Source organism: Azospirillum halopraeferens DSM 3675 (genome assembly GCF_000429625.1).
Classification (GTDB): domain Bacteria; phylum Pseudomonadota; class Alphaproteobacteria; order Azospirillales; family Azospirillaceae; genus Azospirillum; species Azospirillum halopraeferens.
In genome coordinates, this window is sequence record NZ_AUCF01000030.1 from 38426 (window position 1) to 60382 (window position 21957).

23 protein-coding genes are annotated in these 21957 nt (G+C 69.6%); 4 read left to right on the plus strand and 19 right to left on the minus strand.

Annotated elements, in window-relative coordinates:
* Window positions 1-20: 20 nt before the first annotated feature.
* The 4 genes from G472_RS0120720 to G472_RS34655 all read right to left on the minus strand — a co-directional run bounded on the left by G472_RS0120720 (window position 21) and on the right by G472_RS34655 (window position 4383).
* Window positions 21-917, minus strand: coding sequence for a DMT family transporter (locus G472_RS0120720; protein WP_245593542.1), 897 nt, complete (start codon window positions 915-917; stop codon window positions 21-23).
* 72 nt (window positions 918-989) lie between these two features.
* Window positions 990-2204 carry a CaiB/BaiF CoA transferase family protein gene (locus G472_RS0120725; protein WP_029009903.1) on the minus strand — a complete coding sequence of 405 codons (1215 nt, stop codon included), beginning with the start codon at window positions 2202-2204 and terminating at the stop codon, window positions 990-992.
* 7 nt (window positions 2205-2211) lie between these two features.
* On the minus strand, window positions 2212-3408 hold the full coding sequence (locus G472_RS0120730; protein WP_029009904.1) for an acyl-CoA dehydrogenase: 1197 nt from the start codon (window positions 3406-3408) through the stop codon (window positions 2212-2214).
* 186 nt (window positions 3409-3594) lie between these two features.
* Window positions 3595-4383 carry a calcium-binding protein gene (locus tag G472_RS34655; protein WP_051341095.1) on the minus strand — a complete coding sequence of 263 codons (789 nt, stop codon included), beginning with the start codon at window positions 4381-4383 and terminating at the stop codon, window positions 3595-3597.
* 254 nt (window positions 4384-4637) lie between these two features.
* On the opposite strand from G472_RS34655, the gene G472_RS0120740 reads away from it, so the two are divergent.
* Window positions 4638-5534, plus strand: a complete 897-nt coding sequence (locus G472_RS0120740; protein ID WP_029009905.1) for a LysR substrate-binding domain-containing protein — start codon at window positions 4638-4640, stop codon at window positions 5532-5534.
* Window positions 5535-5590: 56 nt separating this feature from the next.
* Window positions 5591-6154, plus strand: a complete 564-nt coding sequence (locus G472_RS0120745; RefSeq protein ID WP_029009906.1) for a cupin domain-containing protein — start codon at window positions 5591-5593, stop codon at window positions 6152-6154.
* A gap of 12 nt (window positions 6155-6166) precedes the next feature.
* On the opposite strand, the gene G472_RS0120750 is transcribed toward G472_RS0120745, so the two are convergent.
* The 6 genes from G472_RS0120750 to G472_RS0120775 form a co-directional block, all read right to left on the minus strand.
* Entirely contained in the window at window positions 6167-6997 is an 831-nt protein-coding gene (locus G472_RS0120750) for an ABC transporter permease (protein ID WP_029009907.1), read from the minus strand.
* Window positions 6994-8241 (minus strand): ABC transporter permease, encoded by a 1248-nt coding sequence (locus G472_RS0120755; RefSeq protein WP_029009908.1) that lies wholly within the window; start codon window positions 8239-8241, stop codon window positions 6994-6996. The genes G472_RS0120750 and G472_RS0120755 overlap by 4 nt, the downstream gene beginning before the upstream one ends.
* A gap of 72 nt (window positions 8242-8313) precedes the next feature.
* Entirely contained in the window at window positions 8314-9372 is a 1059-nt protein-coding gene (locus tag G472_RS0120760; RefSeq protein WP_029009909.1) for an ABC transporter substrate-binding protein, read from the minus strand.
* A gap of 20 nt (window positions 9373-9392) precedes the next feature.
* Window positions 9393-10511 (minus strand): ABC transporter ATP-binding protein, encoded by a 1119-nt coding sequence (locus G472_RS0120765; RefSeq protein ID WP_029009910.1) that lies wholly within the window; start codon window positions 10509-10511, stop codon window positions 9393-9395.
* Between the two features lie 225 nt (window positions 10512-10736).
* Entirely contained in the window at window positions 10737-11084 is a 348-nt protein-coding gene (locus G472_RS0120770) for a RidA family protein (RefSeq protein WP_029009911.1), read from the minus strand.
* A 74-nt stretch (window positions 11085-11158) separates the two neighbouring features.
* Window positions 11159-11614, minus strand: a complete 456-nt coding sequence (locus tag G472_RS0120775; protein ID WP_029009912.1) for a hypothetical protein — start codon at window positions 11612-11614, stop codon at window positions 11159-11161.
* Window positions 11615-11743: 129 nt separating this feature from the next.
* Here G472_RS0120775 and G472_RS0120780 point away from each other — a divergent pair, with 129 nt between their 5' ends.
* Complete coding sequence (locus G472_RS0120780) at window positions 11744-12391, plus strand: DsbA family oxidoreductase (protein ID WP_029009913.1); 648 nt, start codon at window positions 11744-11746, stop codon at window positions 12389-12391.
* Window positions 12392-12550: 159 nt separating this feature from the next.
* Here the strand turns inward: G472_RS0120780 and G472_RS39530 are convergent, their stop codons facing one another.
* From G472_RS39530 to G472_RS39025, 4 genes are all read right to left on the minus strand, one after another.
* Window positions 12551-12727 carry a hypothetical protein gene (locus G472_RS39530; RefSeq protein ID WP_169732840.1) on the minus strand — a complete coding sequence of 59 codons (177 nt, stop codon included), beginning with the start codon at window positions 12725-12727 and terminating at the stop codon, window positions 12551-12553.
* A gap of 73 nt (window positions 12728-12800) precedes the next feature.
* Entirely contained in the window at window positions 12801-13673 is an 873-nt protein-coding gene (locus G472_RS0120790) for a phosphoribulokinase (protein WP_029009914.1), read from the minus strand.
* Window positions 13674-13698: 25 nt separating this feature from the next.
* Window positions 13699-14769, minus strand: coding sequence for a class 1 fructose-bisphosphatase (locus G472_RS0120795; protein ID WP_029009915.1), 1071 nt, complete (start codon window positions 14767-14769; stop codon window positions 13699-13701).
* A gap of 337 nt (window positions 14770-15106) precedes the next feature.
* Window positions 15107-15250: a hypothetical protein gene (locus G472_RS39025; RefSeq protein WP_156927195.1), complete on the minus strand. Its 144-nt coding sequence runs from the start codon at window positions 15248-15250 to the stop codon at window positions 15107-15109.
* Between the two features lie 970 nt (window positions 15251-16220).
* On the opposite strand from G472_RS39025, the gene G472_RS0120805 reads away from it, so the two are divergent.
* Window positions 16221-16424: a hypothetical protein gene (locus tag G472_RS0120805; RefSeq protein ID WP_029009916.1), complete on the plus strand. Its 204-nt coding sequence runs from the start codon at window positions 16221-16223 to the stop codon at window positions 16422-16424.
* On the opposite strand, the gene glpK is transcribed toward G472_RS0120805, so the two are convergent.
* From glpK to G472_RS0120830, 5 genes are all read right to left on the minus strand, one after another.
* On the minus strand, window positions 16421-17941 hold the full coding sequence (gene glpK, locus G472_RS0120810; RefSeq protein ID WP_029009917.1) for a glycerol kinase GlpK: 1521 nt from the start codon (window positions 17939-17941) through the stop codon (window positions 16421-16423). The genes G472_RS0120805 and glpK overlap by 4 nt on opposite strands.
* Before the next feature lie 88 nt (window positions 17942-18029).
* On the minus strand, window positions 18030-19799 hold the full coding sequence (locus tag G472_RS0120815; RefSeq protein WP_425387994.1) for an ABC transporter substrate-binding protein: 1770 nt from the start codon (window positions 19797-19799) through the stop codon (window positions 18030-18032).
* Between the two features lie 92 nt (window positions 19800-19891).
* On the minus strand, window positions 19892-20164 hold the full coding sequence (locus tag G472_RS0120820; protein ID WP_029009919.1) for a DUF2160 domain-containing protein: 273 nt from the start codon (window positions 20162-20164) through the stop codon (window positions 19892-19894).
* 13 nt (window positions 20165-20177) lie between these two features.
* Complete coding sequence (locus G472_RS0120825; protein ID WP_084536813.1) at window positions 20178-21053, minus strand: carbohydrate ABC transporter permease; 876 nt, start codon at window positions 21051-21053, stop codon at window positions 20178-20180.
* Window positions 21050-21925 (minus strand): carbohydrate ABC transporter permease, encoded by an 876-nt coding sequence (locus G472_RS0120830; protein ID WP_029009921.1) that lies wholly within the window; start codon window positions 21923-21925, stop codon window positions 21050-21052. Before G472_RS0120830 ends, G472_RS0120825 begins: the two co-directional genes overlap by 4 nt.
* Window positions 21926-21957 lie beyond the last annotated feature (32 nt).

Genomic DNA, 21957 nt, shown 5'->3' on the forward strand with positions numbered 1-21957 from the left:
GGATCGCCATACCCCGATTTCTATTCGCCGGGCCCCATGGTGGTGCCGGCGGCCGCGGCGGCGCCGGACTTCACCACCTGTTCGCGGTGGAAGACGAACAGGCCGCTGGCGATGATCAGCGCCGCGCCCATGCCCACCGACGCCGTCGGCATGTGGTTCCAGATCACTGCGTCGATCACCACGGCGAAGAGGATCGACACGTACTGGAACGGTGCCACCACCACCGGCGGGCTCAGTTGCAGGGAGCGGTTGACGGCGGCGTGGCCGGCCAGCGCCACCAGGCCCAGGAGCCCCAGCAGCAGGAAATCCAGCGGTCCCGGCGTCGACCACACCACCGGCAGGGTCGCCGTGCCCACCAGCCCGGTGCCGAAGGTGCTGAAGGACACCAGCGTCAGGTTGCCGTCGGCGCGCAGGAAGCGGGTGCCGATCATGCTCAGCGCGTAGGCCACCGTCCCGAACACCGCCACCAGGCTGGGCAGCGGATCGAAGTCGCCGGCGGGGTTGAGCACGACCACGACGCCGGCGAAGCCCACCACCACCGCCGCCCAGCGGCGCCAGCCCACATGCTCGCCCAGCAGCGGCACCGACAGTGCCGTGAGGATCAGCGGTGCGGCCATGTAGATGGTCATCACCTCGGCCAGCGGCAGATAGCGCACCGCCCAGTAGAAGCACGCGATCTCGGTGCAGGCGGCGGCCACGCGCAGCAGATGCAGGGGCAGCCGGCGCACGGCGAACACCGTGCGCCAGCCGCGGCGCCGGATGAACGGCAGCAGCACGGCGGCGGCGAACAGGCTGCGCACGGCGAGCAGCACCCCCACCGCGTGCTCCGTCACCAGCCATTTCCCGAGGGCGTCGTTGATGGTGAAGAGCGAGATGCCCACCAGCATCATCAGGATGCCGCGGCGGGTGTCGGACATGTCGGGCACCATCGGGTGTGGGGGAGGCGGTCGCGGGCGGGCGGACGGCACCTTGATGCCGGGCCGGGCGCGCTAAATCACGTTCCGGCTTCGCAACGCTTCCCTGTCCGCCGCGCATAGGCCCAGCAGCTCCTCCAGGACCGCGTCGGTGTCGCCGCCCAGCGCCGGCGGCGCCGCGCCGTGCTCCACCGGCGTGGCGGAGTAGCGGATGGGGCTCGCCACCGTCGGCACGCTGCCCAGGGCCGGGTGCGGCAGGTCGCGCCGCAGGCCGCGGGCGATCACGTGGGGATCGGCGAACACCTGCGCCAGGTCGTTGATGGGACCGCAGGGAACGCCCAGCGGCTCCAGCACCGCCAGCCAGTCGGCGGTGGTGCGGGTGCGCATCAGCCCGTCGACGACGGGCACCAGCTCCGCCCGGTTGGCCACCCGGGCGGGGTTGGTGGCGAAGCGGGGGTCCTGCGCCAGCTCCGGCCGGCCGGCGGCGGTGCAGTATTTGGCGAACTGGCCGTCGTTGCCCACCGCCAGGATCATGTAGCCGTCGGCGGTGGCGAACGCCTGGTAGGGGACGATGTTGGGGTGGGCGTTGCCCAGGCGCCGCGGCGCCGCACCGGACACCAGATAGTTCATCGCCTGGTTGGCCAGCACCGCCACCTGCACGTCGAGCAGGGCGAGATCCACCCACTGCCCCTCCCCCGTGCGGTCGCGGTGGGCCAGGGCGCCCAGCACGCCGATGGCGGCGTAGAGGCCGGTGAACAGGTCGGTCACCGCCACGCCCACCTTGACCGGACCGCCGCCGGGCTCGCCGTCGGGCTGGCCGGTGACGCTCATCAGCCCGCCCATGGCCTGGATCATGAAGTCGTAGCCGGCGCGCGCCGCGTAGGGCCCGCTCTGCCCGAAGCCGGTGATGGAGCAATAGACCAGGCGCGGGTTCACCGCCCGCAGGCTATCGTAGTCCAGCCCGTACTTGCGCAGCCCGCCGACCTTGAAGTTCTCGATCACCACGTCGGACGCGGCGGCGAGGCGGCGCACCAGGTCCCGCCCCTCCGGCTGTTCGAAATCGATGGTGACGGAGCGCTTGCCGCGGTTGGTCGACAGGAAGTAGGCGGATTCCCGCGCCTCCCCCTCGCCCGCCCATGGCGGACCCCAGGTGCGGGTGTCGTCGCCGCTGCCCGGCCGCTCGACCTTGATGACGTCGGCGCCCAGGTCCGCCAGGGTCTGGGCGGCCCAGGGGCCGGCCAGGACGCGGCTCAGCTCCAGCACGCGCACATGCGCCAGGGGTCCGGTCATGGCGCGATCAGCCCGTGAACGCCTGGATGCCGGTGATCGCCCGGCCGAGGATCAGGGCGTGGATGTCGTGGGTGCCCTCGTAGGTGTTCACCGCCTCCAGGTTCATGGCGTGGCGGATGACGTGGTACTCGTCGGCGATGCCGTTGCCGCCGTGCATGTCGCGCGCCACCCGGGCGATGGCCAGCGCCTTGCCGCAGTTGTTGCGCTTGATCAGCGAGATCATCTCCGGCGCCGCCCGCCCCTCGTCCATCAGCCGCCCGACGCGCAGGGCGCCCTGAAGGCCCAGCGCGATCTCCGTCTCCATATCCGCGAACTTGAGCTGGGAGAGCTGGGTGGCGGCCAACGGCCGGCCGAACTGCTTGCGGTCGAGCTGGTACTGCCGCGCCGCGTGGAAACAGAACTCCGCCGCCCCCATGGCGCCCCAGGCGATGCCGTAGCGGGCACGGTTGAGGCAGCCGAACGGCCCCTTGAGGCCCTTGACGTTGGGCAGCAGCGCGTCCTCGCCCACCGCCACCTCGTCCATGACGATCTCGCCGGTGATGGAGGCGCGCAGGGAGAACTTGCCCTCGATCTTCGGGGCCGACAGGCCCTTCATGCCCTTCTCCAGGACGAAGCCGCGGATCTCGCCGGCGTCATCCCTGGCCCAGACGACGAAGACGTCGGCGATGGGGGAGTTGGTGATCCACATCTTGGCGCCGGAGATCACCCAGCCGTCGGCGGACTTGCGCGCCCGCGTCTTCATGCCCGCGGGATCGGAGCCGGCGTCGGGCTCGGTCAGGCCGAAGCAGCCGATCCATGCGCCGGTGGCCAGCTTCGGCAGGTACTTGCGGCGCTGTTCCTCGGTGCCGTAGGCGTGGATGGGGTGCATCACCAGCGAGGACTGCACGCTCATCATCGAGCGGTAACCGCTGTCCACCCGCTCCACCTCCCGCGCGATCAGGCCGTAGGAGACGTAGTTGGCGCCGGCGCAGCCGTACTCCTCCGGCAGGGTGGCGCCCAGGAAGCCCAGCTCGCCCATCTCGGCGAAGATGGCGGGGTCGGTGGTCTCGTGCCGGTTGGCCTCCAGCACCCGCGGCATCAGCCTGTCCCGGCAGTAGGCGCGCGCGCTGTCGCGGATCATGCGCTCGTCGTCGGTGAGCTGCGCGTCCAGCAGCAGCGGATCGTCCCAGGCGAACGTCGCGCGCGTCTCAGCCGTCTTCCCCACCGGTCATCCTCCTTTTTGCGATCACGGCGCCCGGGCGGCGCCACCGTGACGGCAGAGTGGCTCAGGAGGCTTTCATGGGTCCAATACATTTCCGGGGGGAAACTTATCTGTTCCGCATATAAGTCGCTCCCCCCGGCAGCACCCTGTCGGCCGGACGCCATTGGAAAGGATCTCTTCCCGGCCGCATCAGATCCAGTCGATGTAGGGGTCGATGCCGTAGCTGTGGCCGGCGAAGTGCATGAACACGGTGCCGGTGCCGCCGTACGCCTCGATCATGGTGGAGACGGGCTCGCCCGGTGCGGGCGGGCCGTTGTCCGTGCTCGACCCCTGCCAGATCTCGTGGGGTGCGCCGCCGATGTCGATGATGATGCGGTCCCCCTCCTCCGGCCGGAAATCGGCGAAATGGATGTGGAGGATGTCGTTGGGGTCGATGGGGTCGATGTAGAAGGTGTCGGCCCCGGGGCCGCCGTGCAGGGTGTCGTGGCCGCTGACGGACACCAGCCGGTCGTTGCCGTCACCGCCGTAGAGCTGGTCGTTGCCGGTGCCGCCGACCAGGGTGTCGTCGCCGCCGCCGCCGCGCAGCTTGTCGTTGCCCGCCCCGCCTTCCAGCCGGTTGGCGAAGGAATTGCCGACGATGGAGTCGTTGGCCGCAGCGCCGAGCACGGTGGCGCGGCCGGCCTCCTCCTGAAGCAGCACCTGCTCGATGCCGGTGGCGTTGCGCAGGTCCCAGCTCGTGAACAGGAACACCCGGTCGGCCGTCCCGGAGTCGTCGATCACCCGGTCGCCCGCCTCACCCACGTAGTAGGTATCGTTGCCCGCACCACCGTACATGGTGTCGTTGCCGGCGCCGCCATAGATCGTGTCGTTGCCGCCCAGCCCCCAAAGACGGTCGTTGCCGCCGTTGCCGTAAATGATGTCCGCCGATCCCGTCCCCGAGATCGCGTCATTTCCGTTCGTACCCCGAAGCACCGCCATGATTTCCTCCGCCCAAAGCGGTTGTTTTTGTTGCCGACAGCCTTCACGCGTTTTGGCATGTCAAGACCAAAGCGTTTCAAAGCACATCGCAGCACTTGACGGAGCGTGCGGCGTCTACCATGCGGCGTCAAGAAACCGAAAGGGCTAATGGGTAAATTATCTCTTAAGATCGGCATTTGCGCGAAATGCTGCCAATAGCGCGAGCCGTGACGCCCCGCGTTGACCCGGCCGCCGGCCCGGGCATAGTGGGGGCCATGGATCTCCGCCACCTCCGCCATTTCGTCGCCGTCGCCGAAGAGCTGCATTTCAGCCGCGCCGCGCTGCGCCTGGGCATCGGCCAGCCGCCGCTCAGCCAGTCGATCCGGTCCCTGGAGACGGACCTGGGCGTGCGCCTGTTCGAGCGCACGCGCCGCCGCGTCGCCCTGACCGCGGCGGGACACACCCTGCTGACGGAGGCGCGGGCGATCCTGGCGCACACGGAACGGGCGGTGACGCTGACCCGCCGCGCCGCCCGCGGCGAGGTGGGGGAGCTGCGCGTCGGCTTCACCGCCGCCGCCCCCTTCCAGCCGGTGGTGCCGCGGCTGATCGACGCCTACCGCCGCGCCGCGCCCGACGTGCACCTGACGCTGGTGGAGATGCCGTCGAAGCCGCAACTGGCGGCTCTGGCGGAGAACCGGCTGGACATCGGGTTCATCCGCGAACCGCTGAACCCGCCGGGCGAGGCCCTGTGCTTCCGGCCGATCCTGCGCGAACCGCTGCTGGCGGTGCTGCGCGCCGACCACCCCCTGGCGGCGCTGGACCCGGTGCCCCTGACGGCGCTGGCCGGCGAGCCCTTCGTCTTCTACCCCGCCGAGTACGGCACGGCGACGCACGAGCAGGTGATGGCCCTGTGCGCCGGCGCCGGCTTCCGCCCCGCGGTGGCCCAGGAGGCGCGCGAAGCCTTCACCATCATCGGCCTGATCGCCGCCGGGCTGGGCGTGTCCATCCTGCCCGCCAACCTGCGCCAGGTGGCGGTGGCCGACGTGGTCTACCGCCGCCTCGACACGCCGGCGGCCCACACCACGCTGATGCTGGCGCACCGCCGCGGCGACCGCTCGCCGCTGGTGCGGGCCTTCACCGCACTGGCCGGGGAGGTGGCGGGAATCGGGTGACGCTCCCGCCCGCTTTGCGCTACTCCTGTGGGCGGTCACCATCGGGATCGGCGCACATGGACTTCGATGTGGGGGCGCGCCTGAAGCAGGTGCGCGAGAAGCAGGGGTTGTCGCAGCGCGCCCTGGCCCAGCGCGCCGGGGTCACCAACGGCACCATCTCGCTGATCGAACAGAACCGTTGCAGCCCGTCGGTGTCGTCCCTGCGCAAGGTGTTGCAGGGCATCCCCATGAGCCTGGCGGAGTTCTTCGCCGCCGAACTGCCCCCCGCCGACCGCATCGTCTTCCGCCCCGACGAACTGGTGGAACTGGCGGAGCCGCTGGCCGGGGCGGCGGGCGCCATCTCGTTCCGTCAGGTCGGCGACCTGCGCGGCCACACGCTGCAAATCCTGCACGAACGCTACGCCCCCGGCGCCGACACCGGCCGCACCATGCTGCGCCACGAGTCCGAGGAGGGCGGCATCGTGCTGCGCGGCCGCATCGAGCTGACCGTCGGCGACCGCAAGGAGATCCTCGGCCCCGGCGACGCCTACCTGTTCGACAGCCGCATCCCCCACCGGTTCCGCAACATCGGCGACGAGGAGTGCGAGATCGTCAGCGCCTGCACGCCGCCGTACCTGTAACGGCCGGACCGCTCACCGCCCGTCCATGCCGCGCAGCCGTTCGGAGCGGCGGCGCAGCCATTCCAGGGTGGCCAGCAGCAGCACCGAGAACAGGGTCAGCAGCACCGCCGCGGCGGTGATGGTGGGGCTGATGTTCTCGCGGATGCCGCTGAACATCTCGCGCGGCAGGGTGCGCTGCTCCGGCCCCGCCATGAACAGCACGACCACCACCTCGTCGAAGGAGGTGGCGAAGGCGAACAGGGCGCCCGACGCCATGCCCGGCGCGATCAGCGGCAGGGTGACGCGGCGGAACGCCAGCAGCGGCGGCGCCCCCAGGGACGCCGCGGCGCGGCTCAGGTTGGTGTCGAAGCCCTGGAGCGTGGCGCTGACGGTGATCACCACGAAGGGCGTGGCCAGCGCCGTGTGCGCCAGGATCAGGCCGGCGAAGTTGCCGGTCAGCCCCAGCGGCGCGAAGAAGAAATAGACGCCCACCGCGGTGATGACCACCGGCACCACCATGGGCGACAGCACCACCGCCAGCACCAGCGGCTTCAGCCGGCTCTTCCACTGGGCCAGGCCCAGCGCCGCCAGGGTGCCCAGCACCATGGACAGGACGGTGGCGGCGACGCCGATGACCATGCTGTTCCACAGGGAGCGCATCCAGCGCTCGGACCCCAGGAAGTCCTCGTACCAGCGCAGCGACAGGCCGGGCAGCGGATAGGTGAGATAGCTGCCGGAACTGAAGGACAGCGGCATGATCGCCAGGATCGGCGCCATCAGGAACACCAGGACCAGGGCGGCCGCGGTCACCGTGACCGCCCGGGCGATCCGCTGGCCGGCGGTGCGGGGGGCGTGGTCGCTCACGTCTTCAGTCCTCCGGTGGTCGACGGCCCGTGCACCAGCCGGCCGTAGACGACGGCCAGCAGCAGCGTCGCCGCCAGCAGCACCGCGCCCAGCGCCGACGCCAGCCCCCAGTTGACCGTCTCGGTGGTGTAGAAGGCGATGAAATAGCTGATCATCTGGTCGCCCGCCCCGCCCACCAGCGCCGGCGTGATGTAATAGCCGATGGCGAGGATGAAGACGAGCAGGCAGCCGGCCCCCACCCCCGGCACCGTCTGCGGCAGGTAGACCCGCACGAAGGCCACCGCCGGCGGGGCACCCAGCGACGCCGCGGCGCGCATGTAGGCGGGCGGGATGGCCTTCATCACGCTGTAGAGCGGCAGGATCATGAAGGGCAGCAGCACATGGGTCATGGCGATGAAGACCCCGGTGCGGTTGTAGATCAGGCGCAGCGGATCGTCGATCGCCCCGGTCCAGCGCAGGGCGTCGTTGACCAGGCCCTGGCTCTGCAACAGGACGATCCAGGCGCAGGTGCGCACCAGCAGCGACGTCCAGAACGGCAGCAGCACGAAGATCATCAGGAGGTTCGACGTGCGCGCCGGCAGCGTCGCCAGCAGATAGGCCACGGGAAAGCCCAGCAGCAGGCACAGCGCCGTCACCCCCAGGCCGATGCCGAAGGTGCGGGCGAAGACGCTGCGGTAGATGGACTGGTCGGCGGGCGCCCCGATGACGGCGCCGTCGGCGTCGCGGCGCAGGTCGAGGGCGGCCAGCAGGTAGAAATCGGTCACCGGCCCGCGCGCCCCGTGGATGGCCGCCCAGGTCTCGCGCCGCTCCCAGGCGGGGTCGATGGCCGCCAGGGTGGCGCGCGCGGCACCCGGCTCCGGCACGTCGCGGATGGCGCGGGCCGTCGACATCAGCAGCGTGCGGAAGCCGTTGACGGCGTAGTTCAGCCGCTTGGCGGCCACCGCCACGGTCCGCTCGGCGTACGCCTGCCTGAGGTCGGCGGCCAGGGCGGCGTACGCGTCCTCCCCCGGCAGGTCGCGGCCGTCCCAGGCGCCGAGCGCCGCCACCGTGCGCGGCAGCACCTGCGCCACCTCCCAGTCGTCGACGCTGCGCCACAGCATGCCGGCGATGGGCACCAGGAAGGTGAAGAGGAGGAACAGCAGCAGCGGCACCACGAGGGCCAGCGCCTTCATGCGGCGCATGCGCTCCGCCCGGCGGAGGCGCAACGCCAGCGGAACCTCGCCCGCGTCGGCGATGGCGGTCATGACGGAATCCTCATGCGACCATGGTCGCACCGGGCCGCCGGCGACGCGGCCCGGTGCGACGGGCTCGGTGCCTTACTTCGCCGCCCAGTTGTTGAAGCGCTCGGTCAGCCGGTCGATGTTCTCCAGCCAGAAGCCGGTGGAGATCTCGATGGCGTTCTTCATGTTGTCGGGCGCCGTCGGCAGGTCGGCCAGCACGGCGGCCGGCACCAGTTCCGCCGCCTTCTTGTTGGAGGTGCCGTAGGCGATGTTCTCCGACAGCTTCGCCTGGTTCTCCGCCTTGCCGACGAAGTCCAGGAAGCTATAGGCGGCCTCGATGTTGGGGCTGCCCTTGAGGATGACCCAGCTATCCAGGGTGTAGAGCGAGCCGTTCCACACCATGCCGAAGTTCTTCTTGTCGGTCTTGTTGGCGGCGTCGATGCGGCCGTTGTAGACCGAAGTCATCACCACCTCGCCCGAAGCCAGGAGCTGCGGCGGCTGGGCGCCGGCCTTCCACCAGACGATGTCCTTCTTGATGGTGTCCAGCTTGCGGAAGGCGCGTTCGATGCCCTCCTCGGTGCCGAGAACCGTATAGACGTCGGCCGGCGCCACGCCGTCGGCCATCAGCGCGATCTCCAGCGTCGTCTTCGGTCCCTGGCGCAGGGCGCGCTTGCCGGGATACGTCTGCGTGTCGAAGAAGTCGGCCCAGCCGGTGGGCGCGGTGGTCAGCTTGTCCCGGTCGTAGCCGAGCACGAAGTTGTAGACGATGGCCCCGACGCCGCAGGGGTTGACGGCTTCGCGGTAATACTGCTCCTCGCCGCCGATCCGGCCGTACTCCAGCGGCACGAACAGACCTTCCTCGCAGCCCAGCGCCAGCTCCTCGCTCTCCACCTGCACCACGTCCCAGGTGGAGGCGCCGCCCTGCACCCTGGCGCGCAGCACGCCGATGCCGCCGTCCCAGGATTCGTCGTTCAGCGCGGCGCCGGTGGCCTTGAACGGCCCGAAATAGGCCGTCTTCTGCGCCTCCTGGTAGGCGCCGCCCCACGACACCACGGTCAGGTCGCGGGCCTGCGCCGCACCGGCGAGAAGGCCGGCCCCGAAGACACCGGCGGACAGCGCCGCCACGAATCCCGCGCTCTTGCTCCTGGTCCACATGGTCCCTGTTCCTCGTACGGTTATGGTTGGCGGATGGGGTCGAGCGCCCGGCAGTCCTCCGGACGGAAGGCCACGGTCACCGGCTGGCCGTGCCGCAGATCGAGACGCACGCCGGGCGGCAGCTTGACCATGAATTCCGGATTGCCCGCGGCCTCCAGCACGGCCAGCGAGTGGTCGCCGAGATAGATGGTGTCGAGCACCGTGGCGGGCAGCGCGTTGGGCTCGGCCGGCGTCTCGCCCTCGCGGTAGAGGCGCACCCGCTCCGGGCGCACCGACAGGGCGGTGCGGGCACCCCGCCCGTTCACCGCGACCGGCAGGGCCGTGACGGCGCCGCCGGCATCCAGGCGGACCGTGCACAGCCCCTCGCCCGCGGCCTCGACGGTGCCGGACAGGACGTTGTTCTCACCGATGAAATTGGCGACGAAGCTGTTGACCGGCCGCTCGTACAGCTCGTCCGGGCGGTCGATCTGCTGGATGACGCCGTCGTTGAACACGGCGATGCGGTCCGACATGGTCAGCGCCTCGCCCTGGTCGTGGGTGACGTAGACGACGGTGATGCCGGTCGATTCGTGGATGTGCTTGATCTCGAGCTGCATGTGCTCGCGAAGGCGCTTGTCGAGGGCGCCCAGCGGCTCGTCCATCAGCACGAGCTGGGGGTTGAAGACCAGCGCGCGGGCCAGCGCCACCCGCTGCTGCTGACCGCCCGATAGCTGCCCCGGCCGGCGGCGGGCCAGCGGCTCCAACTTGATCATGGCGAGTGCGGCGGCGACGCGCTCGCGGATCTCCGCCTTGGGGAGCTTGCGCACCGACAGCGGGAAGGCGAGGTTCTCCTCCACCGTCATGTGGGGGAACAGGGCGTAGTTCTGGAAGACCATGCCGATGCCGCGCCGGTGCGGCGGCATGTCCTTGATGGGGCGGCCGTCCAGGATGATCTCGCCCTCGGTCGGCACCTCGAAGCCGGCCAGCATCATCAGCGTGGTGGTCTTGCCCGAGCCGGACGGGCCGAGAAGGGTCAGGAATTCCCCCCGGCGGATGTCCAGGTCGAGGTTCCTCACGACCAGATGCTCGCCGTCGTAGGTCTTCTGCACCCCGGCGAAACGTACGAGCGTATCGGTCGCCACGGGAATGCCGCCGTCCATTTGCCGTTGTCCCTGCCGCCGCGTCCCTGTTGTCGCCCATCGTGCGCGAAATGCCGCGGGCCGTAAACCGTCGGCGAGACCGTAACACGCGTTTAATATTTTCGACAAGGCACGGCATGGCAGGCGAAGCGAAGGCCGCCGGCCGCGGCCGCGCCCGTTACGGGCACGTCCGCGACCGTCGCGGCGGTATCGGTCACTGCGCCGCGATCAGCGCGGCGCTGCCGGTCACTGCGCGGCGGTGACCTGGATCTCCACCAGGTACTGCGGCGCCGCCAGCTTCGCCTCGACGGTGGCGCGGGCGGGCGTGTTGGCGGGATCGACCCAGGCTTCCCAGGCCTTGTTCATCTCCGCGAAGGTGGCGATGTCGGTCAGGTAGATGGTGGCGGTCAGCAGGCGGCTCTTGTCGCTGCCGGCTTCGGCCAGCAGGCGGTCGATCTGGCCGAGGATGCTGCGGGTCTGCGCCTCGACCCCGCCGGAGGTGTCGTCGGCGACCTGGCCGGCCAGATAGACGGTGCCGCCGTGCACGACCGCCTGGCTCATGCGCGGGCCGGTGTGGAAACGCTGGATCGCCATGGAATGATGCTCCCTGCAAAGGCTTCGTGTCGGGCCTTTCTAGGGCGGCGGCAGCCGGCGGTCCACCGGAAGCATCATCCCATCTTCTTGACGGCGAAGGCCTTGGCGATCGCCATCATGGATTTCTCGTGGCTCGCACCGCCCGACGGCGCGGCGGGCGCCCCCTTGCCGAGGATGGCGGCGGCCGACGGGCGGGCCGCGGCCGCGGCGGCGGGCGCCGCCGGCGCGGAGTCGTCGCCCATGCGGCTCAGCACGCGTTCCAGCGCCTCGCGCGACAGGGCCGGCGCGGTGCTGCGCCCGCCGGTCTGCGACCGGCCCGGCCCCTGCGGCGGGCGCGGTGCGCCGCCGCGCCGCACGGCCCGGTCGACCGCGGCGCCGGCGATGGCCTTCATGAAGGGCTGCGCCAGACCGAGCAACAGGCGGTGGTCGTCCGCCGCCCAGGCGATCAGGATCTTCTGCGCCACCGCGTGGCTGCCGCGCGCGGCGGTCAGCGCCTCGCGCACCTTGGTGTCGATGTAGGAGTCGCTCATGGCGGTCCGCCTCCTCTGGAGGGGCCGCGCCGGGACCCCTGCGATCCGACTGTCCGGCGGAAGGGTTAACATACCGTTTCCCATCTCCCGTGTTGCCCGGTGCGGGGTGGATGGGGAATAGTACCCGTCATGTTGATCGAGACCTTCGCCGACCTGATCTGCCCCTGGTGCTACATCGGCAAGCACCGTCTGGGGCGTGCCCTGGCGATGCGCCCGCGGATGACGCCGGAGCTGCGCTGGCAACCCTTCCAGCTCAATCCGGAGATGCCGCGCTCGGGCATGGACCGCGACGCCTATCTGTCCGCCAAGTTCGGCGGGACGGAGCGGGCGCGGCAGATCTATGCGGTGGTGGAGGAAACGGCTGAACGCGACGGGCTGCCCATCGATCTCCACCGCATCCGGCGCACCCCCAACACCTTCGACGCACACCGCACGGTGCGCTACGCGTCCCGCCACGGCCTGGGCGACGCCATGGCCGAAGCGCTGTTCGACGCCTATTTCACGGCCGGGGCGGACATCGGCGACCGCGACGCGCTGGCGGCCACGGCCGCCACCCTCGGGCTCGACCCGCGCGAGGTGAAAACCATGCTGGCCACCGACGCGGAGGTGACGGCGGTGCGCAGCGCCGACATGCTGGCCCGCCAGCTCGGCCTTCAGGCGGTGCCCTGCTACATCTTCAATCGCCGCTACGCGCTGTCCGGCGCCCAGGAACCGGCAAGTTTCCTGCCCCTGCTCGACCTGGCGGTCGACGACATGCCGACCGCCGCGGCGGAGTGATAAGGCTTCCGGCAGATCCGAAGGATCTGTTGGAAGCCGTCGAACCCGACAGATGAAGGCCGCAGGCCTTCATTGAAAGGGGCATACGGTTGAAGCCTTCAGGCGGAAACCGTGTGATGCCGGGTTCGGACCGTCATGGCGTCCGAACCGAACCCGGTATTACCGTCCGCCGCGCATGCGACGGAAGGCCAGGCGGGCGGTCGCCCATGCGGCGGCGGCGAGCAGGGCCAGCAGCAGGATGACCATGCCGACGGCGCCCAGCACGCCCTGCAGCGTGTCCCAGAAGCCGAACTGGGCAATCAGGACAACGAGGATGAGGAACAGGATGATCGGCATGGAAAACCCCTTGCGTTGTGTGCCGGTGTCTTCCTGAAACGGCCGGCGGGGCCTGCGGTGCCGTCGCCTGTCCTCACAGCACCCGGCTGCGCCGCTCCATCAGCCGCCAGATGAAGGGCGTGAAGATGAGCTGCATGGCCATCTCCATCTTGCCGCCGGGAACGACGATGGTGTTGGCGCGCGACATGAAGCTGTCGTCGATCATGCTGAGCAGGTAGGGGAAGTCGATCCCCTTGGGGCTGGCGAAGCGGATGACCACGAAGCTCTCGTCGGCCGTCGGGATGTGGCGGGCCACGAAGGGGTTGGAGGTGTCGACCGTCGGCACGCGCTGGAAATTGACGTGGGTGCGGGTGAACTGCGGGCAGATGTAGTGGACGTAGTCGTGCATGCGCCGCAGGATGGTGTCGGTCACCGCCTCGGTGGAATAGCCGCGGGTGGACTTGTCACGGTGGATCTTCTGGATCCACTCCAGGTTCACCACGGGTACGACGCCGATCTTCAGGTCGGGGTGGCGGGACACGTCGACCGTGTCGGTGGCCACCGCGCCGTGCAGCCCCTCGTAGAACAGCATGTCGCTTTCCGGCAGTTCCTCCCACTGCGTGAAGGTGCCCGGCGGCTGGCCGTAGGGTCGGGCCTCCTCCTCGTCGTGCAGGTACTTGCGGCGCAGACCCGTGCCGGATTCACCGTAGGTGCGGAACAGCGTCTCCAGCTCCTCGAACAGGTTGGATTCCGGCCCGAAGTGGCTGAACAGCGTGTCGCCGGTGCGCAGCCGCTCGGCCATCTGTTGCTTCATCTCGGCGCGATCGTAGCGGTGGAAGCTGTCGCCCTCGATGATCGCCGCCCGCACGCCTTCGCGCCGGAAGATCTCCTGAAAGGTGCGGGTCACCGAGGTGGTGCCGGCGCCGGACGAACCGGTGATGGCGATGATGGGGTGCTTTTCGGACATGGGAGGTGCACCTTCTTGCGGGGTGTCAGGCCGTGCGGAACAGGCCGCGCGCGTTGAACAGGGGGGTGTCGATGACCGGCTCCGGACCGGCACGGTGGTAGGCCTGGATGCGCTCCACCTCCTCGGCGGAGCCGAGGATCAGGGGCACGCGCTGGTGCAGCTCGTCCGGCACGATGTCGAGCACCCGTTCGGTTCCCGTGGTGGAGAGGCCGCCCGCCTGCTCGATCAGCATGGACATGGGGTTGCCCTCGTACATCAGGCGCAGGCGGCCCTTGCGGGACCCCGGGCGGCTGTCGCGCGGGTAGAGGAAGACGCCGCCGCGGACCAGGATGCGGTGCACCTCGGCGACCATCGAGGCGATCCAGCGCATGTTGAAGTCCTTGCCGCGCGGCCCCTCGGCCCCGGCCATGCACTCCTCCACATAGCGCTTCACGGGGGCCTCCCAGAAGCGGCTGTTCGAGGCGTTGACGGCGAACTCCTTCGTCGCCGCGGGGATGGTCATGTTGGGCCGGGTGAGGCGGAAGTCGCCCAGCACGGGGTCCAGGGTGAAGCCGTGGACGCCGGACCCGACGGTCAGCACCAGCTTGGTGGAGGGACCATAGATGGCGTACCCCGCCGCGACCTGGCGCGCGCCCGGCTGCAGGAAATCGGCGGCTTCCACCGGCTCGCCCGGCCGCGGCGCCCGCAGCACCGAGAAGATGGAACCGACGGAGACGTTGACGTCGATGTTCGACGACCCGTCGAGGGGATCGTAGAGCAGGAGGAAGTCGCCGCGAGGATAGTCCTGCGGCACCGGCACCGGTTCCTCCTGTTCCTCCGATGCGACGGCGGCGACGTGGCCGCCGAACTCGGTGCGCTCGCGGAAGATCTCGTCGGCGAGCACGTCCAGCTTCGCCTGGGTTTCCCCCTGGACGTTCACCGCATTGGCCGAACCGAAGACGCCGCGCAGCGACCCCCCGGCAACGGTGCGCGACACGGCCTTGCACGCCTGGGCGACGTCGAGGAGAAGCTGGACGAGGTCGGTGCCGAAGGCGCCGCGGCTCCGCTTATCCTGGAGCAGAAATTGGGCAAGGGTAGGATGTTCGTGGATCGGCATGGCGTCCTCCCGGCTCGACTCCCTGACACGCACACGGCGCATGCGTGTTTTTTTCTCGTAAGTCCTGGCTAATCCAGAGAAGGTCGCCGGGCAATTGGTTTCCCTGACGAACAACCTGCCCGGTCGGGCAGGCTTCCCGGCCACCCCGCCCGCCCGGCCGCGGGGGGCCGGGACGCAAAGCCCCCGCAGCCACGGGGCCGGCGGGACAGGATGCCATGGCAAGCCCCCTGCACACGAGGAGAGGTGCGGCAGATTGTCGCACTTTGGTTTCCACCATACGAAAAACCCTCCACCCGGCGGATGGAGGGTTTTCGTCTCATGCGTGTGGGTTGCCCCGTCAGGGAGCGGGTGCTGCGCCGGTCGGGCCGGCGGCGGGGGCCGACGTGTCGGCGCCGCGGTCCCCGGCGGTGGACTCGTCGGGATCGTCCGTGACGGGACGGGGCGGCTGGGTGGGTCCGGTGACGACATCGAAATCGAACATGCTGGCCTCCTTGGGGTTGGAAGGCCGCCCGAAACCACAGGACCGATGCCGAGAAAGGGAAGTCGCGCATGGAAGCCGCTGCGGTATCGGGCGGCTTCGGTATCGGCTACGGGGTGTGCGCGAACCTATGCCGCCGGTCGAAACCAGCGGCCAAAGTATCGGGGTGCCATCAGGGGCACGATGCGGATCGCGCTCGTCATGGCGCGCACCATACCCGAAAGCCGCTCGCCGGCCAAGCGCCTCTTTTCCCCGGGGAGTCTCCGAGTTTGAAATCTGAGGGGCGATGCCGATACCGCGCATCGCCCCTCCGTCTTCACAGATCCCAATCCCTTTCACGGATGACTTGCCGTTGCTCCTGCATGGTCGGCTCCATTCCGTAACGCCGGGGATTGCCGCACATCCAACAACTGCACGACGCCAAATTGTCGGCGATCTTCTGGGGAGCTTCGGCACAAGGGCGAAACCGGCGAGCCTTTGCGATCATGCGCCACCGTTCATGCCGGCGGCGCGCCCGCTTCATGTCTTTGGACATCTTGCCTCTCCAAGCTCGATGCCCCGGCGCGTCTCGCCCGATCGTGGGCGGCGCTGCCGGGGCTATCGTGGCTTGGAAGAGAGGAAGGCTGACTGCGTCATGCCTGCATTGTAGCCGCCGGCCGAGGCGGCGTCACCTCGCGCATCCGGCCGTCTGCGACGTTTCCCCGGCGACGATCGTCGTCATAAGGTGTCTGCCCCTGTTACGTCGTCGGAGCGCTTCCGGCCTTGTTCCCGGGTATGCACGCCAAATCCGTTCCATGCTTTCCGCCGAGCTTGCGGAGCCCCGCAGCTCGATGAGAACGCTCTTCGAATAAGGTTCGCCCACCAGCGATATTCAGACCGAGACACTGCCGCTCCCCCATCGCCCCGCTTGCCGCCGCCGCCCGGCCTGACCATAGTGGGCGGGCCGAACCCAACCGCCGCCGAGCCCTTGCCCATGGCCGACATCCACCGCCTCCGCCGAACCCCGCCGCCGCGCCGGCCGAACATGTCCTGCGACACGCTGGCCCGCCTGACGTTCCTGGGCGGCGGCGTGGCGGCGTTCCTGTCCTACTTCGTGGGGCTGGGAGGGTTCTCGACGCTGATCGGGCTCGGCATCTCCATCGGCGGCTACGCGGCGTTCTACGACCGCTGCCGCTAGGCGCCGCCGCCCGCCCCCGGCCAGCGCACCCGCTCCACCGCCAGCCGCCAGCCGTCGTACAGGGTGGCGCGGCGGGCCGGGTCGAGGCGCGGCTCGAAGCGGCGCTCGCAGGTCCAGGTGGCGGCCAGGCCGTTCGGCCCCTCCAGCCCGTCGTAGAAGCCCACCTGCAGGCCGGCCAGCAGGGCGGCGCCCAGCGCCGTCGTCTCGGTGACGGCCGGGCGTTCGACCGGGGCGTCCAGCATGTCCGCCAGGAACTGGCACAGCCAGTCGTTCACCACCATGCCGCCGTCGACGCGCAGGGTGCGCGGCGTCGCCGGGCTGTCGGCGGCCATGGCGTCGCGCAGGTCGCGGGTCTGGAAGGCCACCGCCTCCAGGGCGGCGCGGGCGATGTGCTCCGGTCCGGCGTCCAGGGTCAGGCCCTGGATCGAGGCGCGGGCGTCGGGGTCCCAGTGGGGCGCCCCCAGCCCGACGAAGGCCGGCACCAGCACCACCCCGTGGCTGTCGGGGACCGTCACCGCCAGCTCCGCCGTGTGCGCCGCGCTGTCGATCAGCCCCATGCGGTCGCGCAGCCACTTGATCGTGGCGCCGGCGACGAAGATCGAGCCCTCCAGGGCGTAGGTCGGGCGGCCGTTCAGCCGGTAGGCGACGGTGGTGAGCATGCGGTGCGCCGATTCCACCGCCCGGTCGCCGGTGTTCAGCAGGGCGAAGCAGCCGGTGCCGTAGGTCGACTTGACCATGCCCGGCGCCACGCACGCCTGGCCCACCACGGCCGCCTGCTGGTCGCCGGCGACGCCGCGGATGGGGATGGCAGCGCCGAACCACGCGGGGTCGGTGGTGCCGTAATCGGCGCTGCTGTCGCGCACCTCCGGCAGGACGGCGCGCGGCACGTTGAAGAGGCGCAGCAGCTCCTCGTCCCAGTCCTGGGTGTGGATGTTGAACAGCATGGTGCGCGACGCGTTGGTGGCGTCGGTGGCGTGCACCCGCCCGCCGGTCAGGCGGTACAGCAGGAAGCTGTCGATGGTGCCGAAGGCCAGTGCGCCGCGCGCCGCCCGCTCCCGGACACCGGGGATGGTGTCGAGCAGCCAGGCGAGCTTGGAGGCGGAGAAATAGGCGTCGATCACCAGCCCGGTGCGGGCGCGGATCTCCGGCTCGCAGCCCCGGCGGTGCAGGTCCCGGCACAGGGGCGCGGTGCGGCGGTCCTGCCAGACGATGGCCCGGTGCACCGGCTCCCCGGTCGCGCGGTCCCACAGGATGGCCGTCTCGCGCTGGTTGGTGATGCCCAGCGCCGCCACGTCGGCGGCGGTCAGGCCTGCGGTGCCGAGTGCCTCGCGGACCACCGTCAGGGTGTCGCGCCAGATGTCCTCGCCGTCGTGCTCCACCCAGCCGTCGTCGGGATAGTGCTGGGGAAACTCGCGCCGCGCCGTGGCGCGCGCCGTGCCGTCGGCGGCGAACACGATGGCGCGGGTCGAGGTGGTGCCCTGGTCGATGGCGAGGAGATGGCGCGCCGGTCCGGTCATGAATGCCTCTCAAGCAGAAAGTCGGGGTGGCCGAAGCCACCCCGGAGTCGTCAGTCGGGGAAGGATCTCCATCGGCGCCGCGAACCGATCAGCGGGCGCGGCCTTCCTTCCACGCCCGGATCAGCGCATCATAGGCGATGGTCTCGCCCTTGGGCTTCTCGTTCTCCAGCTTCGGCTTCGGCGCGCCGGGCTGGTCGAACCAGAACTGCGCGTCCTGCACCTTGTTCAGCTTGGGTCCGCACTCGCCCTGCACGCCGGCGCGCTCCAGGCGGGCCAGCACGGCGTCCTGGGCCTCGGCCAGGCTGTCCATGGCCTGCTGGGGCGTCTTCTCGCCGGTCACCGCCTCGGCCACGTTCTGCCACCAGAGCTGCGCCAGCTTGGGATAGTCGGGCACGTTGGTGCCGGTCGGCGTCCAGGACACGCGGGCCGGGCTGCGGTAGAACTCCACCAGGCCGCCCAGCCTGGGCGCCATGTCGGTCATCGCCTGCGTCTGCAGGTCGGACTCGCGGATGGGCGTCAGACCGACCATGGTCTTCTTCAGCGAGGTCGATTTGGCCACGGTGAACTGGGCGTAGAGCCAGGCGGCCTTGCGGCGGTCGAGCGGGGTGGACGTCAGCAGGGTCCAGGAACCGGCGTCCTGATAGCCCAGCTTCATCCCCTCCTCCCAATAGGCGCCGTGCGGCGAGGGTGCCATGCGCCACTTGGGCGTGCCGTCGGCGTTGACCACCGGCAGCCCCGGCTTGGTCATGTCGGCGGTGAAGGCGGTGTACCAGAAGATCTGCTGGGCGATGTTGCCCTGGGCCGGCACCGGCCCGGCCTCGGAGAAGGTCATGCCCTGGGCCTCGGGCGGGGCGTACTTCTTCAGCCAGTCGATGTATTTGGTGAGCGCGTAGACGGCTGCCGGGCCGTTGGTGTCGCCGCCGCGGGTGACCGAGGAGCCGGCGGGGTTGCAGCCCTCCACCCGGATGCCCCACTCGTCCACCGGCTTGCCGTTGGGCAGGCCCTTGTCGCCGGCCCCGGCCATGGACAGCCAGGCGTCGGTGAAGCGCCAGCCCAGCGACGGGTCCTTCTTGCCGTAATCCATGTGGCCGTAGACCCGCACGCCGTCGATCTCCTTCACGTCGTTGGTGAAGAAGTCGGCGATGTCCTCGTAGGCCGACCAGTTCTTCGGGACGCCGAGGTCGTAGCCGTACTTGGCCCGGAAGCGCTCCTTCAGCTCCGGACGGTCGAACCAGTCGGCGCGGAACCAGTAGAGGTTGGCGAACTGCTGGTCGGGAAGCTGGTAGAGCTTGCCGTCGGGGCCGGTGGTGAAGCTCTTGCCGATGAAGTCGTCGACGTCCAGCGTCGGCAGGGTGACGTCCTTGCCCTCGCCGGTCATGAAGTCGGACAGCGGCACCACCGCGCCGTAGCGGAAATGGGTGCCGATCAGGTCGCTGTCGTTGACGTAGGCGTCATAGACGTTGCGGCCCGACTGCATCTGCGTCTGCAGCTTCTCGATGACGTCGCCTTCCTGGATCAGGTCGTGCTTCAGGCGGATCCCCGTGATCTCGCTGAAGGCGCGCGCCATGGTCTTGGCTTCGTACTCGTGGGTGGTGATCGTCTCGGAGACGACGTTGATCTCCATGCCGCGGAAGGGGGCGGCGGCCTGGATGAACCACTCCATCTCCTTCATCTGCTCGTCGCGCGACAGCGACGACGGCTGGAACTCCTGGTCGATCCAGCGCTGGGCGGCAGCGCGGAACTGCTCCACGTCCTGCGCCGACACCGGCCCGGCGGCCAGAAGAACGAACCCCAGCGCCCCGGCCAGCACCGTGCCGGCCAGAGCGCCGCGCAGTTTCCTCCCGTGTGCAACCATCATGTCCATTACCTCCGTGAAGGGGATCGGGTTGTCGTTGTCAGGTTTTTTCGGGTTTGTCGGGTTTCTTGATTGTTGGGGCGGGCCCGGCGGGCTCACCCGTACCGCATCACCGCCGCCATCCAGACGAGCGACAGCGCCAGCGCCCACCACAGGGTGGCGTCGGCCAGGGCCAGCCAGCCCAGGTGGATGTAGGCGCTGCCCAGCAGCCCGATGAACAGGCGGTCGCCGCGGGTCGTCGGCATGGGCAGCAGGCCGCGGCGTTCCACCGACGGCGACACCACCTGCCACGCGGTCATGCCCGCCAGCATCAGCGCGATGGTCACGAAAAACAGGGCCGTCGGCCAGGTCCAGGCCATCCATTCCATGGTGCCGGTCTCCTCACACCCGGCCGAGGGCGAAGCCCTTGGCGATGTAGTTGCGCACGAACCAGATCACCAGCGCGCCGGGGATGATGGTCAGCACCCCCGCGGCGGCCAGCAGGCCCCAGTCCATGCCGGCGGCGCTGACCGTGCGCGTCATGGTGGCGGCGATGGGCTTGGCCTCGACCGCGGTCAGCGTGCGCGCCAGCAGCAGTTCCACCCAACTGAACATGAAGCAGAAGAAGGCGGTGACGCCGATGCCCGCGCGGATCAGCGGCACGAAGATCGTCGCGAAGAAGCGCGGGAAGCTGTAGCCGTCCATGTAGGCGGTCTCGTCGATCTCGCGCGGGACGCCGGACATGAAGCCTTCGAGAATCCACACCGCCAGCGGCACGTTGAACAGGCAGTGGGCGAGCGCCACGGCCAGCGGCGTGTCGAACAGCCCGAAGGTGGAATAGAGCTGGAAGAACGGCAGCAGGAACACCGCCGGCGGCGCCATCTTGTTGGTCAGCAGCCAGAAGAACATGTGCTTGTCGCCGAGGAAGCGGTAGCGCGAGAAGGCGTAGGCCGCCGGCAGAGCCACCGTCAGCGAGATCACCGTGTTCAGCACCACATACTTGATGGAGTTGATGTAGCCCGAATACCAACTGGGATCGGTGAAGATGGTGATGTAGTTCTGCAGCGTGGGATCACGCGGGAATAGCGTCAGGCCGGACAGGATCTCCACGTTGGTCTTCAGCGACATGTTGACCATCCAGTAGATGGGCAACAGCAGGAAGAGGATGTAGAGGACGAGGACGACGGTGCGGCGCGACACCCGCAGCCGCGACGCGGCGCGGGCGCGGGCGCGCGGCGGCAGGGCGACGGCGTCGTCGGCGTGGCTGCGTAGGGTCATGACCGGTCCCCCGTGCCGACGGTGGTGATGAAGGTGTAGAAGACGTAGGAGAACAGCAGCACGATCAGGAAGTAGATCAGCGAGAACGCCGCCGCGACACCCAGGTCGAACTGCCCCACCGCCATGCGCGTCAGGTACTGGCTGAGGAAGGTGGTGGCGTTGCCGGGCCCGCCGCCGGTGAGAACGAACGGCTCGGTGTAGATCATGAAGCTGTCCATGAAGCGCAGCAGCACCGCGATGATGAGGACGCCGCGCATCTTCGGCAGCTCGATGTGGCGGAACACCGCCCAGCGCGACGCGCCGTCGATCTTCGCAGCCTGGTAATAGGCCGGCGGGATCGCCCGCAGCCCGGCGTAGCACAGCAGCGCCACCAGCGACGTCCAGTGCCACACGTCCATCACCAGCACCGTCAGCCAGGCGTCGCGCGGGTTGCCGGTGTAGTTGTAGTCGATGCCCAGCGCCCGGATCGCCGCACCGCCCAGCCCGATGTCGGCGCGCCCGAAGATCTGCCAGATCGTGCCGACCACGTTCCACGGGATCAGCAGCGGCAGCGCCAGCAGCACCAGCACCAGCGAGGTGCGCCATCCCTTGTCCGCCGGCATGGACAGCGCCACCAGGATGCCCAGCGGGATCTCGATGGCCAGCACCGCCAGGGAGAAGAGGATCTGCCGCACCAGCGCGTCGTGCAGCCGTTCGTCGTGCAGCACCTTCTCGAACCACTCGGTGCCGACCCAGAATGCCTGGCCCGGCCCGAAGATGTCCTGGACCGAGTAGTTGACGACGGTCATCAGCGGGATGATGGCGCTGAAGGCCACCAGCACGAACACCGGGATGACCAGGAACCAGGCGCGGTTGTTCCACGGCTTGTCCATGGCTCACGCCTCCGCGCTGCTGAGGCGGGATG

Excerpts from the sequence above, each read along its gene's own strand:
- G472_RS0120720 (WP_245593542.1), bottom strand. The coding sequence starts at position 917 with ATGTCCGACACCCGCCGCGGCATCCTGATGATGCTGGTGGGCATCTCG.
- G472_RS0120725 (WP_029009903.1), bottom strand. The coding sequence starts at position 2,204 with ATGACCGGACCCCTGGCGCATGTGCGCGTGCTGGAGCTGAGCCGCGTC.
- G472_RS34655 (WP_051341095.1), bottom strand. The coding sequence starts at position 4,383 with ATGGCGGTGCTTCGGGGTACGAACGGAAATGACGCGATCTCGGGGACG.
- G472_RS0120740 (WP_029009905.1), top strand. The coding sequence starts at position 4,638 with ATGGATCTCCGCCACCTCCGCCATTTCGTCGCCGTCGCCGAAGAGCTG.
- G472_RS0120745 (WP_029009906.1), top strand. The coding sequence starts at position 5,591 with ATGGACTTCGATGTGGGGGCGCGCCTGAAGCAGGTGCGCGAGAAGCAG.
- G472_RS0120755 (WP_029009908.1), bottom strand. The coding sequence starts at position 8,241 with ATGACCGCCATCGCCGACGCGGGCGAGGTTCCGCTGGCGTTGCGCCTC.
- G472_RS0120760 (WP_029009909.1), bottom strand. The coding sequence starts at position 9,372 with ATGTGGACCAGGAGCAAGAGCGCGGGATTCGTGGCGGCGCTGTCCGCC.
- G472_RS0120765 (WP_029009910.1), bottom strand. The coding sequence starts at position 10,511 with ATGGACGGCGGCATTCCCGTGGCGACCGATACGCTCGTACGTTTCGCC.
- G472_RS0120770 (WP_029009911.1), bottom strand. The coding sequence starts at position 11,084 with ATGGCGATCCAGCGTTTCCACACCGGCCCGCGCATGAGCCAGGCGGTC.
- G472_RS0120775 (WP_029009912.1), bottom strand. The coding sequence starts at position 11,614 with ATGAGCGACTCCTACATCGACACCAAGGTGCGCGAGGCGCTGACCGCC.
- G472_RS0120780 (WP_029009913.1), top strand. The coding sequence starts at position 11,744 with ATGTTGATCGAGACCTTCGCCGACCTGATCTGCCCCTGGTGCTACATC.
- G472_RS39530 (WP_169732840.1), bottom strand. The coding sequence starts at position 12,727 with ATGCCGATCATCCTGTTCCTCATCCTCGTTGTCCTGATTGCCCAGTTC.
- G472_RS0120790 (WP_029009914.1), bottom strand. The coding sequence starts at position 13,673 with ATGTCCGAAAAGCACCCCATCATCGCCATCACCGGTTCGTCCGGCGCC.
- G472_RS0120795 (WP_029009915.1), bottom strand. The coding sequence starts at position 14,769 with ATGCCGATCCACGAACATCCTACCCTTGCCCAATTTCTGCTCCAGGAT.
- G472_RS39025 (WP_156927195.1), bottom strand. The coding sequence starts at position 15,250 with ATGTTCGATTTCGATGTCGTCACCGGACCCACCCAGCCGCCCCGTCCC.
- G472_RS0120805 (WP_029009916.1), top strand. The coding sequence starts at position 16,221 with ATGGCCGACATCCACCGCCTCCGCCGAACCCCGCCGCCGCGCCGGCCG.
- glpK (WP_029009917.1), bottom strand. The coding sequence starts at position 17,941 with ATGACCGGACCGGCGCGCCATCTCCTCGCCATCGACCAGGGCACCACC.
- G472_RS0120815 (WP_425387994.1), bottom strand. The coding sequence starts at position 19,799 with ATGATGGTTGCACACGGGAGGAAACTGCGCGGCGCTCTGGCCGGCACG.
- G472_RS0120820 (WP_029009919.1), bottom strand. The coding sequence starts at position 20,164 with ATGGAATGGATGGCCTGGACCTGGCCGACGGCCCTGTTTTTCGTGACC.
- G472_RS0120825 (WP_084536813.1), bottom strand. The coding sequence starts at position 21,053 with ATGACCCTACGCAGCCACGCCGACGACGCCGTCGCCCTGCCGCCGCGC.
- G472_RS0120830 (WP_029009921.1), bottom strand. The coding sequence starts at position 21,925 with ATGGACAAGCCGTGGAACAACCGCGCCTGGTTCCTGGTCATCCCGGTG.